Genomic DNA, 14,057 nt, shown 5'->3' with positions numbered 1-14,057 from the left:
GCGGAATAACGATGTTATGCGCTCATTTATAACAGGGTTATGGGATACTGGCAAGCATGGCATCGAAACCCTCCGCCGCCGAGGTCAAGGCCAAGCTGATCGAGGCGGCGATCCGGTTGCTCTCGGACGGCGGCCCGGAGGCGCTCCAGGCCCGCAAACTTGCGGCCGAGATCGGTGCGTCGACCATGGCCGTGTACACCCACTTCGGCGGGATGGGCGCCTTGGTGAACGAGGTCGCGCGCGAAGGCTTCCGGCGGCTGTCGGCGAATCTGGGCGAAGTCGAGGAAACCGGCGACCCGGTCGCCGACATCCTCACCCTGGCGCTGGCCTACCGGCGGACCGTGGTCGACAACCCGCAGCTCTACGCGGTGACCTTCGGCCAGAGCCAGCCCAGCGGGCAAAAGGCGGCACTGGGCGACATGACCAAGGAGGAGACCCGCCAGAACGCCAGCGAAGAGGGCATCGAGGCCTTCGGCTACCTCGTCCGCGCCGCGAAGCGGGTGATCGACGCCGGCCGCTTCCGTCCCACTTCGGAATTCGAAGTCGCCGCCCAGCTCTGGAGCGCCGTGCACGGCTACATCACGCTGGAGGTCGCCGGTCACTTCGGCGACGGCGAGAATGGTGTGGACCACATCCTGATTCCCCTGGCCACCGCCCTCGGCGTGGGTCTCGGCGACACTTACGAGGCGGCGACGCGGTCCGCGCGGATGTCGATCAAGGCCTGGCGCGCGAAAGAGGGAAACATCGGCACCTGATCCGGCGATACCCCGGTCACAGGTCGGTGAATCGTGCAACCTTCGAACGGTAGCGCGCGTCTGACCTGGTGGAAGCTCTACGGGGGAATGGGGAACGGGGATCGGTGAACGAGGACGACCAGGGGCACAAGCCGCTGCCGGGGGTGGACGGCGCCCGCCGGTGGCTGAGCCGTCGGTCCGTGCTGATCGCCGGCGCCTCCGGCCTCGGAGTCGCCGGGCTCGCCGCCGGAACGGCCACCGGAGCCCTGCCGTTCAGCGAAGCGCTCCAGCGGGCGCTCGGCGTCGCGTCGCCGACCCCGGCCACCCAGCTGGGCAGCCCCCGCGTCGAACGTGTCTACTCCGAAGCCCGCGGCCGCGAAGTCGACCTCGTGCTCATGCTGCCGACCAAGGCCCCGCCCAAGGGCCTGCCGATGTCGCTGATGCTCCACGGCCTCCACGGCACCGCGCGCCACGCGGCCCCCACCGGGCTCCTCAAGCAGCTCGGCAGCGACGTCGCCCGCAAGGCGGTGCCGCCCTTCGGGTTCGTCGCCGTCGACGGCGGTGACCACTACTGGCACGAGAACAAACCGGGCGACAACCCGATGGCGATGCTGCTCGAAGAGGTCCCCCGCTGGCTGGCCGCACGCGGCCTCGGCGGCCGGGACGGGCAGCCGTTCGCCGCCACCGGGCTTTCGATGGGCGGCTTCGGCGCGCTGCTGTACACCCGGCGCCGGCTGGAACGCCGTCGTCCGCCCGCCGCGGTCGCGGCGCTCGCGCCCGCGCTGATCACGTCGTGGGCCGAGATGCGCAAGCGGCGCGCGTTCCGCGACGCCGCCGACTGGGGCTCGCTGGATCCGTTGCGCCACATCGACGTCACCAAGAGCGTGCCGACCGGCATCTGGTGCGGGACCGAAGACCCGTTCATCGGCGGGGTGCGGAAGTTCATCTCCGAGGCGCGGCCCATGGTCTCGCACACATCGCGCGGCAAACACGGCGACGCCTTCAACCGCACGGTCGTACCGAGCCTGATCGCGTTCCTCGGCAAGCACGTCCCGAAGCACGCCTGAATTCAGACGCGGAAGTAGATCCTGGTCACGGTCGACCCCGGCCTGAGGTACTGCCGGACCAGGTCGGCGACCTGGTTCACCAGCACCAGGCCACGTCCGCCGAGCTGCCCCGGTGAAGCGGGACGGCGGCCCGCCAGCGGATCGCTCAAGGTGCCTTCGTCGACGACCTCGCAGAGCACGTGACCCTCGTCCCGCCAGACCCGAACGACACCGTGCCCCGAACCGTGCAGCACGCTGTTGGCGGACAGTTCCGCCACGGCGAGCACGAGATCCTCCACCCGTTCCTCGGCGAGCCCGTTCTCTTCGGCCCGGGCCTGCGCGAATCTCCGCACCGCGGCGAGCCTGCCGAGGTCGAACCGGAACGCGTCGGCCACCCGCGGCTCGGGCAAGGGCAGGTTGTACTTCTCGACGACGGCGTCGGGCGCGTAGCCCGGGCTCGGGCGATCCCCGCCGGCGCCGGAAAGGGTCGGGTGGGTCCGCTCCGCGTCGGCGAGGACGTCGTCTTCGAGCCGCGTCCGGTCGTACGGGCACAGGATGCTGAGGTCGCGGTCACCGAAGGCGAAGTTGATCAATGCCTCGTGCTGCGCGCACGCCGGGTACTCGACGGCCGAGCGGCCCGCCCAGATCGGCTCGCCGATGATCCGGACCGGCCCGGGCCGGTTGTCCGCGAACGCGAGCAGCACGCCGGGGAGGATGCGGCCAGGATTGCGGCCCGCTTCGCTCATGTCGATGAGCTCGACCTCGGCGGCGGACTCCCCCAGGGCCGCTTCGATCAGGGCGAGGTTCCGGCTCGGCACGGCCACCGCCACGGGCTCGTCGTGCTTCAAACCCTCCAGGATGTACGGAATCGTACCGTCCAGGTACTCGGCGTCACCGGAGTAGAGCAGGCCCACGTGGGAGAAGGGCCCCGCGGTGACTGTCACGGACTCGTCTTACCCCGTCCAGGGGATTCTGAAACCCTGCTAACGGAGGGAAATCCGGAAAGAGGCCGGGCGATCAGCCGAGCCAGCGTCCCGCCATCGAGATCAACCAGAATCCGGCGAGCGTCGCACCGGTGAACAGACCGGTCCAGGCGACGAGCGGCTGATTCGCCTCCGCGCTTCGCGCCGCCTTGAGCCGGACGAGCGCGTACGCCGAAACGGCGAAGAACGGCAACGGGATCAGCGGCAGCGGCGACAGCCGGACGACACCGGCCACCAGGCAGGTCGCCACCAGCACGCCCAGGGCGATCGTCAGCGCGCGCGGGATCCACGGATACCCGCGATAGGCCCCGACGACGATACGTTCGGTGAGCTCGACGAGTCCCCTGACCTCGCGTGGACTCGCGGCTGCCAGCTCGGGAGCCTCGTTCTCGTCCTTCGTGGAAGTCAGCGGCACCCTCGCATCCTATCCCGGTCCGGTCACCGGCCGGACCGGGCCGGAGAAACCGATGCCCCGGCCGGAAGGATCCGGCCGGGGCATCGGTGACGAGAGTGTGTTCGCTAGGCGGACTTCTCGCCGCGCTCGCTGCTGCGACGGCGTGACGGCTGACGTGCCACGATCGTGGGGTTCACGTTCTCGCGGACGGTCTGCTCGGTGATGACGACCTTCGCGACGTCGTCGCGGCTGGGGATGTCGTACATGACCGGCTGCAGGACCTCTTCCATGATCGCGCGCAGGCCACGGGCGCCGGTGCCGCGGAGCACGGCCTGGTCGGCGATGGCCTCGAGCGCGGTCTTGGTGAACTCCAGCTCGACGTTGTCCATCTCGAAGAGCTTCTTGTACTGCTTCACCAGCGCGTTGCGCGGTGTGGTCAGGATGCTGACCAGCGAGTCCTTGTCGAGGTGGGTCACCGTCGCGACGACCGGGAGACGCCCGATGAACTCCGGGATCAGCCCGAACTTGATCAGGTCCTCCGGCATGGTGTCGGAGAAGATGTCGCTCTCGTCGATCTCGGCCTTGGTGCGGATCTCCGCACCGAAACCGAGGCCGCGTTTGCCGACCCGCTCGTTGATGATCTTCTCCAGCCCGGCGAACGCGCCGGCCACGATGAACAGCACGTTCGTCGTGTCGATCTGGATGAACTCCTGGTGCGGGTGCTTGCGACCGCCCTGCGGCGGCACCGACGCGGTGGTGCCTTCGAGGATCTTCAGCAGCGCTTGCTGCACGCCCTCACCGGACACGTCGCGGGTGATCGACGGGTTCTCCGACTTCCGGGCGATCTTGTCGACCTCGTCGATGTAGATGATGCCCGTCTCGGCGCGCTTGACGTCGTAGTCCGCCGCCTGGATCAGCTTGAGCAGGATGTTCTCGACGTCCTCACCCACGTACCCGGCTTCGGTGAGCGCCGTGGCGTCCGCGATCGCGAACGGGACGTTCAGCATCTTCGCCAGGGTCTGGGCCAGATAGGTCTTGCCACAGCCCGTCGGGCCCAGCATCAGGATGTTGGACTTCGCCAGCTCGACGGTCTCGTCCTTGGAATCCTTCGGCCCGGCCTTGTCGTCGGACTGCACCCGCTTGTAGTGGTTGTACACCGCCACGGCCAGCGATCGCTTCGCGTCGTCCTGGCCGATGATGTACTGCTCGAGGAACTCGTGGATCTCGGCGGGTTTGGGCAGCTCGTCGAGCTTGACCTCACCGGCCTCGGCCAGTTCCTCTTCGATGATCTCGTTGCAGAGATCGATGCACTCATCGCAGATGTAGACCCCGGGGCCGGCAATGAGCTTCTTCACCTGCTTCTGGCTCTTGCCGCAGAAAGAACATTTCAGCAGGTCGCCGCCGTCACCGATCCGTGCCATGGCCGTTGACCTCGTCCCCTCCGGCGCGATACGCGCCTGACTGTCTTGCCGCCCCGGTCACGGATGACCTCTCGGAGCCTCACACACTGCCACTGACGGTACCCGCCCGATGCCGTCGGCGGGAGAACCAACGTCACATCTGAGCACGCCAGAAGCTGACCATAGACCAGGGATCCGGTGCGTGTCGTCTCCCGACACGCACCGGATCCCTCCCACGATCAGCTGCTCGAAGCCTTGCGGTACTCGAGCACCTCGTCGACGATCCCGTACGCCTTGGCCTCGTCGGCCGTCAGGATCTTGTCGCGCTCGATGTCCTTCTTGACCTCGTCGGCGTCCTTGTTCGTGTGCTTCGCCAGGATGACCTCCATCTGGCGCCGCACCCGCTGGATCTCGTTGGCCTGGATCTCCAGGTCCGAGACCTGCCCGTAGGTGCCCTCGGTGGCGGGCTGGTGGATCAGCACGCGCGAGTTCGGCAGGGTGAACCGCTTGCCGGGGGTACCGGCGGCCAGCAGCACGGCGGCGGCCGAGGCGGCCTGGCCGATGCACATCGTGACGATGTCGGGGCGGACGTACTGCATCGTGTCGTAGATCGCCATCAGCGCGGTGAACGAACCACCGGGCGAGTTGATGAGGATCATGATGTCGCGGTCCGGGTCCTCGTGCTCGAGGTGCAGCAGCTGGACCATGACGTCGTTCGCCGACGCGTCGTCGATCTGCACGCCGAGCATGATCTGGCGCTCTTCGTACAGCTTGTTGTACGGGTTCGATTCCTTGATGCCGTAGCTCGTGCGCTCGACGTACGAGGGCAGGACGTACCGCGACTGCGGCAGCTGGAGCCGCGACTGCATCCCGGGCGCCTGCGACCCGTTCGGAAGCTGGAAGTTGCTCATTGAATTCTCCTGTGTGCCGGGCGCGGATCAGCTGTTGGGAAGCGGGTTCTCACGAGTGAGGACCTGGTCCACGAAGCCGTAGTCCTTCGCCTCCTGCGCGGTGAACCAGCGGTCGCGGTCGCCGTCCTTGACGATCTGCTCGACCGTCTGGCCGGTCTGCTCGGCGGTGATCCGGGCCAGCTCCTGCTTCCACTTGCCGAACACCTCGGCCTGGATGGCGATGTCGGAGGCCGTGCCGCCGACACCCGCCGAGGGCTGGTGCATGAGGATGCGCGCGTGCTGCAGCGCGTACCGCTTGCCGGGCGTGCCGGAGGAGAGCAGGAACTGCCCCATCGACGCGGCCAGGCCCATCGCGTAGGTCGCGACGTCCGGGCGGATCAGCTGCATGGTGTCGTAGATGGCGAAACCCGCGGTGACCGAGCCACCGGGCGAGTTGATGTAGAAGCGGATGTCCGACTCGGAGTCGTCTGCGTCGAGCAGCAACAACTGGGCGGTGATCCGGTTCGCGACCTCGTCGTTGACCTCGGAGCCGAGGACGACGATGCGCTCCTGGAGCAACCGCTCGAAGACCGAGTCGGTGAGGTTGAGCCCCGCGGTTCCGGTCCGCGCCTCGGGCATGTGCTGCGTCACGTCTGCCTGCCTTTTCGCCGACGGCGGCCAGCCGTGCCTCGGCCGCCGCTGTATGTCCAGATGCTGTGTCCAGGTGCTGAGGATCTTGCAACCGACCCTAACGAACTTGGGCGGTGCAGAATGCCTGACACCGCCCAAGTTCGCTTACAGCTTTACGGTCCGTTTCGAGAAGGACCGGATATTCCCTACTCGGCCGCAGTCTTCGCGGGTTCCTCGGTGACCTGCGTCTCCTCGGCTGCGGGGCCGAAGAGCTCTTCGAGGTCGACCGTGGCGCCGGAGGCGTCGGTCACGGTGGTCTTGCGGACCACCGAGGCCAGCGCCTTGCCGCGACGGACGTCGGCGTAGATCGCGGTCAGCTGACCGGACTGCTGCGCCCGCTGGACGTACTCGTCCGGGCTGACGCCGAAGCGCTGCGCCTGGTAGATGATGCGTTCGGTGAGCTCGCCGTCGTTGACCGACGTCTGCTCGGCGTCGGCGATGCTGTCCAGCAGCAGCTGCGTGCGGACCGCCTTCTCCGACTCCTCGCGGACCTCGGTGTCGAACTCCTCGATCGTGCGGCCTTCGGCCTCGAGCGCCTTCGCGAACTGCGCCTCGTCGTGGTCGAAGGGGTGGATCGCGTCGTGCTTGCGGTTCTCGATCTCGGCTTCGAGGACCTTCTCCGGGATCGCGACCTCGGTGCGCTCGAGCAGTTCCTCGAGGACCTTGTCGCGGGCCTGGACGCCCTGCTGCATCTTCTTGACGCGGCCGAGGCGCTCGCGAAGGTCGGCCTTCAGCTCGTCGATCGTGTCGAACTCGCTCGCCATCTGGGCGAACTCGTCGTCCGCCTCGGGCAGCTCGCGCTGCTTGATGGTCTGCACGGTGACGGTGACGTCCGCGTCCTTGCCGGTGTGCTCGCCGGCGACCAGCTTCGTGGTGAAGGTCTTGGTCTCGCCCGCGTTCGCGCCGATGATCGCCTCGTCGATACCGTCGACGAGCTGGCCGGAGCCGATCTCGTAGGACAGGCCGGTGGTCGAGGCCTCCTCGACCTCCTGGCCGTCGACGGTGGCCGCGAGGTCGATCGAGACGAAGTCGCCGTTCTCGGCCGGGCGGTCGACACCGGTGAGCGTGCCGAACCGGGCGCGCAGCTCGTCGAGCTGCTCGTCGACCTCGGCGTCGGTCAGTTCGACGTCGTCGACGCTGACCGAGAAGCCCTCGAGGTCGGGCAGCGAGATCTCCGGGCGGATGTCGACTTCGGCGGTGAACTCGAGGACCTCACGGTCCTCCAGCTTGGTCACCTCGAACTCGGGCTGGCCCAGCGTGCGGACCTCGCCCGCGCGCACGGCTTCCATGTACTTGGCCGGAATGACCTCGTTGACGACCTCGTCGAGCACCGGGGCCCGCCCGATCCGGCTTTCCAGCACGCGAGCCGGCGCCTTGCCCGGACGGAAGCCGGGGATGCGCACCTGCTGGGCGATCTTGCGGTAGGCGCGGTCGAAGTTCGGCTTGAGCTCGTCGAACGGCACCTCGACATTGATCTTGACTCGCGTCGGGCTGAGCTGCTCGACGGTGCTCTTCAACGTATTCTCCTCGAGCGGTAAACGATGTGATTGAGCATCCGCACGTCGTCGACGGCGGATGTGCCCTGGTCACCTTGCAGACCGGGCCGTCCGAGTCTAGGCCGTGTCCTGTGGGTCTGTTCGACGGGGTTCGTGATCCAGGTGGTTCCCGGCGGTGCGGGCGGATCGGCCTCGTACCGGGTCGTACCCGGCCGCATCCGCCCGTGCCGCCGGGGGCCGCCTGGGCGCGAAGACCGCGGACAGGCCCGCAGGACGCGGCCTGGGCCGTGTCGCTTCCCGGTCCGGTCCCGGGGCCACCAGCCCACCCGCATCCGCCGCTCACGGGTTTCGAACGACGTCGCAGCGACCACTCGCCGACCACCCGATCGGACCAGTTTTCGGTTCTTCTCTGTTACGAACCGGCCCTTCCCTGGACACGGATGCGCGCCACGACTCACCATCGGGCGCTACGACGAGGCGTTTCGGCTATCGGATGAAGTTTACAAACCAATACTAATTGTCTACGGTGTGACAGCTTGTCCCGGTAGCATCGACCGAGGGGAACGATCGATGACCGTCGCCGTAATCCGGTCCGAGGACACGGGGGAATCACCCGAGAGAAGACCGAGACGCGGTGTGCCCAACCCGCGTCTCCCACTGCCGGTGGTCTCGGTGCCGACGGTGTTGTTGTTCGTCGGCGGCGCCATGGTCTGGACGGGCGCCACCTGGCTGGTCGTCAACGAGGCCGCGCCGCTCTGGGTGACCATTCCCCTGCACGCGCTCGTCACCTTCACCATGTTCACCGTGCTGCACGAGTCGACGCACCACGCGGCCGGACAGCTCACCTGGGTCAACGAACTGCTCGGCAGGCTCGCGATGCCGTTCGTGGCGGCCTACGGCTCCTTTCCCCTGGTGCGCTACATCCATCTGGAGCACCACCGGAACACCAACGAGGACGCCCACACCGATCCCGACGCCTGGACCGCGCACGGCCCCTGGTGGCAGCTGCCGCTGCGCTGGCTGACCATCGACTTCTGGTACGCCCGCTTCTACGTGGCGCGGCAGCGCACGCGGCCGCCGTCGGAGCGGGCCGAGACCGCGGCCGTCGTCACGCTGAGCCTCGCCGCGTTCGCCTGGCTGACCGTGAGCGGCCACGGCTGGGAACTGCTGATGGTCTACCTGATCCCGCAACGCGTCGGACTGGCCGTCCTGGCCTGGTGGTTCGACTGGCTGCCGCATCACGACCTCGGCGCGCAGCGGCAGAACCGGTTCGGCGCCACACGCGTCCGCGTCGGGCTCGAATGGCTGATGACGCCGATCATGCTGTGCCAGAACTACCACCTGGTGCACCATCTCCACCCGGCGATCCCGTTCTACCGGTACCTGCGCACGTGGCGGGACAACCGCGACGCGTACCTCGCCAGGGACGTCCCGATCGCGACCCCGTGGGGCCGCGAGCTGACGTCGTCGGAGTACCGCGAATGGCGTCAGCTCACCGATTCGTTCGACGAGGAACCGCCCGCGCCCCAGCCCCGGCAGCCGAGCCGGTTCCACTCGCTGCGGGTCGCCGAGGTCCGGCCGTTGTGCGAGGGCGCCGTCACCGTGACGTTCGACGTCCCAGAGCGGCTGCGGGAGACCTTCCGGTTCGCCCCCGGCCAGCATCTCGTCATCCGCGCGGAGGTCGACGGGGAAGAGGTGCGGCGCGCCTACTCAATCTGCTCCACGCCGGAGTCAGGGGTGCTACGGATCGCGATCAAGCATCAGCTCGGCGGCGCGTTCTCGACGTTCGCCACCACGGAACTCGAGGCGGGCGACGCGCTGGACGTCCTGCCCCCGGACGGGGAGTTCACGCTGACCCCGGCGCGGAGCCGCGCCGGGCGGTACGTCGCGCTCGCCGCCGGCAGCGGGATCACGCCGATCCTGCCGATCCTGACCGCGACCCTGCAGGACGAGCCGAACAGCAAGGCGACCCTGCTCTACATCAACACATCCGGCGCCAGCACGATGTTCGCCGACGAACTCGGCGCCCTCGCCACGCGGCTGGGCGGGCGGCTGCACGTGGTGCACTACCGCACCGACGAACGCGACCCGGATCTGCGCACGCAACGGCTCGAAAGGCCGTTCGACATCGTCGGCGAGGCGCTCGCCATCTCGCACGAGCGCTACCAGCGCGGCCGTCTGGACGCCACCCGCCTCCGCGCGCTGCTGCAGTCGCGGCTGCACCCGGCGAAGGTGGACGAGTGGTTCCTGTGCGGCCCGCGCGACCTCGTCGACATGGCCCGCCGGACCCTCGCGGATCGCGACGTCCCCGAGGAGAACGTCCACTTCGAACTGTTCCAGGGCGCGCTTCCCGTCCGCCCCTCGCGGCGGCCGGGCCCGACCCTGACGGTGACCGCGGGCGGGAAGACCGCCGAAATCCCCGCGACCGTGGGCGAAACCGTGCTCAGTGCCGCGCTCCGGCATGGCGTCGACGCGCCGTACGCGTGCGTCGGCGGCGCCTGCGGCACCTGCCGGGCGACGGTGATGCGGGGCAGCGCGCGGATGGACGTGCACTACGCGCTCGGGGAGGACGAGGTCGCGGCGGGGCGGATCCTGACCTGCCGCGCGGTGGCCACCTCTCCCGAGCTGGCCGTGGACTACGACCGCTGAGGCCCGGTGGCCAGTCGGGCGATCGCGCGTGACTGGATGGACGACACGTGTGATCAGACGGACGACACGCGTGTCCAGGCGGACGACTCGCGGCGGACCCGGCCGCACCGGCGTGTCGTCCATCCAGTCACGCGTGTCGTCCGTCTGATCACACGTGTCGTCCGCCCAGTCACCACGCGGTCGGCAGGCCGGGTGAAGCGAGGCAGGTTGCGAAAGCCACTTTCGCAACGTTGAAGGTTGCGAAAGTGGCTTTCGCAACACCTCCCGGATCGCCCCACCTCGCTGGGACCACAGCACACAGCGACCTCACAGGCGGGACACAACGCGCGCATACGACCGCGGCGCACGCTCGGGGGCATGGCACCCGGTCCGGTCCCGACCACCGGCCCGCGCCGGTGGACCCGGCCCGGGCGGCTGTCCCTGCGCGCCAAACTGACCGGCTCGATGGTGCTGCTGCTCACCTTCGTCTGCCTGGCGATCGGCGTCGCCGGCGAAATCGCCCTGCGGTCGTTCCTCACCCGCCAGATCGACGACCAGCTCTCGGCCGCGTCGGCCCGCGCCCACGACTTCGCGAGCCGGCCACCGGAGGACGGTTTCGGTCCCGATCCGCTCAACGCGCCGGGCCAGGCCTCCGGGACGCTCAGCGTCCGCCTGTCCGGCGACCGCGTGTTGTACGCGGGAGTCCTTACCGTGCAAGGACTTCCGCAGGAACTGTCGGCCGCGCAGGAGGCGGGCCTGTTCGCCGTCCCGGCGGACCGGCCGCCGTTGACGATGACGCTCGGCGGGCTGGGCGACTACCGCGTGCAGGCGGTCACGATCCCCGGCGGCGTGGTCGTCACCGGACTTCCGCTCGGGCCGATGCGGGACACCTTGACCACCGTCCGGTGGATCCTGTTCGGGGTCGCCGCGGCGGGGGTCACCGGTGCGGGGTTCCTCGGCGCGTTCGCGGTCCGGCGCACGCTGCGGCCGCTCGACCGGGTCGCCGCGACCGCCGGCCGGGTGTCGGCGATGCGGCTCGACCGCGGCCAGGTCGCGCTTTCCGTGCGGGTGCCCGAGATCGACACCGATCCGCGGACCGAGGTCGGCCAGGTCGGTTCGGCGCTGAACCTCATGCTCGGGCATATCGCGCGGGCGCTGGAAGCGCGGCACGCCAGCGAGACCCGGGTCCGCCGGTTCGTCGCCGACGCGAGCCACGAGCTTCGCACCCCACTCGCGGCGATCCGCGGGTACGCCGAACTCGCGGGCCGCGGCAGCGCGCCGGCACCGCCGGAAATCGCCCACTCGATGGCCCGGATCCAGTCCGAGGCAGCGCGGATGACGACCCTGGTCGAGGACCTTCTGCTCCTGGCGAGACTCGACACGGGACGCCCGCTCGAAGCCGGCGAGGTCGACCTGACCCGGCTGACCGCGGACGCGGTCGGCGACGCGCATGTCGCCGGCCCGGGGCACCGCTGGGAACTGCGGCTCCCACCGGTGCCCGTCCTCGTCCGCGGTGACGTCCAGCGCCTGCACCAGGTACTGGCGAACCTGCTGTCCAACGCGCGCACGCACACCCCGCCCGGTACCACGGTGATCACCGCGCTGACCCGTTCGCCCGACGGGGCCGCGGTGCTCACCGTCACCGACGACGGCCCCGGTATCGCTCCCGAACTCCTGCCGAGCGTGTTCGAACGGTTCGCCCGCGGCGACTCCTCCCGGTCCCGGACGGCGGGCAGCACCGGCCTCGGGATGGCGATCGCGTCGGCCATCGTGGTGGCGCACCATGGCTCGATCGAGGTGCACAGCCACCCGGGGCGCACCGAGTTCGCGGTCCGGCTGCCGGTGATCGGATCCTCACAGCGGGTGCACAGCTTCGGCACAACCACACCCCAGGTCGGCCCCCGACGCTGAGCGCATGACCCTCCTCGCCTCCCGCGACGAAGCCGATCGAACCGCTCGCTCCGCCCGGGACAGACCGGCCGATCCGCGCTGGGTCCGGCCGTCCGTGGCCGCGCTGCTGCTCGCGACCGCCGTCCTGTATCTCTGGAACCTCGGGGAATCCGGCTGGGCCAACGCTTTCTACTCCGCGGCCGCGCAGGCCGGGTCATCGAGCTGGAAGGCGTTGTTCTTCGGTTCCAGCGACGCCGCGAACGCGATCACGGTCGACAAGACCCCGGCCGCGTTGTGGGTGATGAGCCTTTCCGCGCGCCTGTTCGGCGTGAACGCCTGGAGCATCCTGGTTCCGCAGGCGCTGATGGGCGTCGGTTCGGTGGCGTTGCTGTTCGCCGCGGTGCGGCGGACGTCCGGCCCGGCCGCGGGGCTGCTGGCGGGCGCGGTCCTCGCGCTCACCCCGGCCGCCGCGCTGATGTTCCGCTTCAACAACCCCGACGCGCTGCTCGTCCTGCTCCTGACCGCGGGTGCCTACTGCGTCGTCCGCGCGCTGGAGAACGCGAGCCCGCGCTGGCTGGCCCTGGCCGGAGTCGCCGTCGGATTCGGTTTCCTCGCCAAGATGCTGCAGGCTTTCCTGGTGCTGCCCGCGTTCGGGCTCGCCTACCTGATCGCCGCGCCGACGCCGCTGGGCCGCCGTCTGCTGCACCTGTCCGGGGCTTTGGGCGCGACTCTCCTCTCCGCCGGCTGGTACCTCGCCGTCGTCGCGCTGTGGCCTGCCGCCGACCGGCCGTACATCGGCGGCTCGCAGGAGAACAGCCTGTGGGAACTGGCTTTCGGCTACAACGGCTTCGGCCGCATCACCGGCGACGAGGTCGGCAGTGTCGGCGGGAACCCCAACGGCGGCTGGGGCGGCACGGGCTGGGACCGGTTGTTCGGCAGCGAGATGGCGGGCGGGATCGCGTGGCTGCTTCCGGCCGCCGTCGTCGCGCTGGCCGCAGGGCTGTGGTTCACCCGCCTCGCCCCGTGCACCGATCGCGGGCGGGCGGCGCTGATCATGTGGGGCGGCTGGTTCCTGGTGACCGCCGTGGTGTTCAGCTACATGGGCGGCATCATCCACGCGTACTACATGATCGCGCTCGCCCCGGCGGTCGCCGCGCTCGCCGGGATCGCGGGCACCCAGTTGTGGCGCGCACGGGGGAATCCGGCCGCGGCGGGCAGCTTGAGCGCGGGGATCGGGCTGACCGCGTTGACGGCGTATCTCCTGCTGTCGCGGCGATCCGACTGGCTTCCCGGACTCGCGATCGCGATCCTCGTGGCCGGTCTCCTGTGCGCGTTTCTGGTGTTCTTCGCCTCTCGATTGCCTGACGCGACAAGGCGTCTGGTCGCCGCAAGCACGCTCATTACCATTCTCGCAGGCACCGGCGTGTACACGGTCGCGACGGCCGCCACCCCGCATTCCGGCGCGCTTCCCTCCGCCGGACCGGATACGGGCCGGGGAATGCGGATGGGCGGCGGCGGGCTGCTCGGGACGAGCCTGCCCGGAGAGGAACTCGCCGCCCTGATCCGGCGGGACAGCGCGAAATACACCTGGGCGGCGGCGACCGTGGGCTCCAACAACGCGGCGGGCTATCAGCTGGGAAGCGGGGCCCCGGTGATGGCCGTCGGCGGGTTCAACGGCACGGACCCGGCGCCCACGCTGGAGCAGTTCCAAGATTACGTCCGAAATGGACAGATCCACTACTTCCTCGGCGAAGGCATGATGATGCGCGGCGAGACCGGCAGCGACGCCGCCGAGCGGATCGCCGCCTGGGTCGCGGACACCTATCGTCCGACCACTGTGGACGGGGTCACCGTCTACGACCTGAGCCGGTGAATCCCGTGACAGGACACAGCGACAGCACAGCTC

At 69.3% G+C, this 14,057-nt stretch carries 11 protein-coding genes; 5 read left to right on the top strand and 6 right to left on the bottom strand.

Annotated elements, in window-relative coordinates:
- The first annotated feature begins 56 nt into the window (after nucleotides 1-56).
- Both ACZ3HL_RS01710 and ACZ3HL_RS01705 read left to right on the top strand, forming a co-directional pair.
- Complete coding sequence (locus ACZ3HL_RS01710) at nucleotides 57-755, top strand: TetR/AcrR family transcriptional regulator (RefSeq protein WP_465528120.1); 699 nt, start codon at nucleotides 57-59, stop codon at nucleotides 753-755.
- A gap of 104 nt (nucleotides 756-859) precedes the next feature.
- Nucleotides 860-1,801, top strand: coding sequence for an alpha/beta hydrolase-fold protein (locus tag ACZ3HL_RS01705; protein ID WP_465528118.1), 942 nt, complete (start codon nucleotides 860-862; stop codon nucleotides 1,799-1,801).
- A 2-nt stretch (nucleotides 1,802-1,803) separates the two neighbouring features.
- Here ACZ3HL_RS01705 and ACZ3HL_RS01700 read toward each other — a convergent pair whose 3' ends face one another.
- The 6 genes from ACZ3HL_RS01700 to tig all read right to left on the bottom strand — a co-directional run bounded on the left by ACZ3HL_RS01700 (nucleotide 1,804) and on the right by tig (nucleotide 7,654).
- Entirely contained in the window at nucleotides 1,804-2,724 is a 921-nt protein-coding gene (locus ACZ3HL_RS01700; protein ID WP_465528116.1) for an anti-sigma factor RsbA family regulatory protein, read from the bottom strand.
- 73 nt (nucleotides 2,725-2,797) lie between these two features.
- Nucleotides 2,798-3,178 (bottom strand): hypothetical protein, encoded by a 381-nt coding sequence (locus ACZ3HL_RS01695; protein ID WP_465416452.1) that lies wholly within the window; start codon nucleotides 3,176-3,178, stop codon nucleotides 2,798-2,800.
- A 104-nt stretch (nucleotides 3,179-3,282) separates the two neighbouring features.
- Nucleotides 3,283-4,578, bottom strand: a complete 1,296-nt coding sequence (gene clpX, locus ACZ3HL_RS01690) for an ATP-dependent Clp protease ATP-binding subunit ClpX (RefSeq protein ID WP_016332355.1) — start codon at nucleotides 4,576-4,578, stop codon at nucleotides 3,283-3,285.
- Between the two features lie 218 nt (nucleotides 4,579-4,796).
- The gene (locus ACZ3HL_RS01685; RefSeq protein WP_005158392.1) at nucleotides 4,797-5,468 is read right to left on the bottom strand and encodes an ATP-dependent Clp protease proteolytic subunit; all 672 of its coding nucleotides are present in this window, start codon (nucleotides 5,466-5,468) and stop codon (nucleotides 4,797-4,799) included.
- 27 nt (nucleotides 5,469-5,495) lie between these two features.
- Nucleotides 5,496-6,098 carry a ClpP family protease gene (locus ACZ3HL_RS01680; RefSeq protein WP_007034748.1) on the bottom strand — a complete coding sequence of 201 codons (603 nt, stop codon included), beginning with the start codon at nucleotides 6,096-6,098 and terminating at the stop codon, nucleotides 5,496-5,498.
- 185 nt (nucleotides 6,099-6,283) lie between these two features.
- Nucleotides 6,284-7,654: a trigger factor gene (gene tig / locus ACZ3HL_RS01675; protein WP_125676316.1), complete on the bottom strand. Its 1,371-nt coding sequence runs from the start codon at nucleotides 7,652-7,654 to the stop codon at nucleotides 6,284-6,286.
- Between the two features lie 615 nt (nucleotides 7,655-8,269).
- On the opposite strand from tig, the gene ACZ3HL_RS01670 reads away from it, so the two are divergent.
- The 3 genes from ACZ3HL_RS01670 (at nucleotide 8,270) to ACZ3HL_RS01660 (ending at nucleotide 14,024) form a co-directional block, all read left to right on the top strand.
- Nucleotides 8,270-10,282 (top strand): fatty acid desaturase, encoded by a 2,013-nt coding sequence (locus ACZ3HL_RS01670; protein WP_465529081.1) that lies wholly within the window; start codon nucleotides 8,270-8,272, stop codon nucleotides 10,280-10,282.
- A 357-nt stretch (nucleotides 10,283-10,639) separates the two neighbouring features.
- Nucleotides 10,640-12,172, top strand: coding sequence for a sensor histidine kinase (locus ACZ3HL_RS01665; RefSeq protein ID WP_465528114.1), 1,533 nt, complete (start codon nucleotides 10,640-10,642; stop codon nucleotides 12,170-12,172).
- A 4-nt stretch (nucleotides 12,173-12,176) separates the two neighbouring features.
- A complete protein-coding gene (locus ACZ3HL_RS01660; RefSeq protein ID WP_465528112.1) occupies nucleotides 12,177-14,024 on the top strand; it encodes an ArnT family glycosyltransferase in 1,848 nt (615 codons plus the stop codon).
- Nucleotides 14,025-14,057 lie beyond the last annotated feature (33 nt).

The sequence above is a fragment of the Amycolatopsis sp. NPDC000009 genome (genome assembly GCF_055563465.1).
The sequence above is the reverse complement of the archived record's forward strand: the minus strand, read 5'-3'. Positions and strand labels throughout refer to the sequence as shown.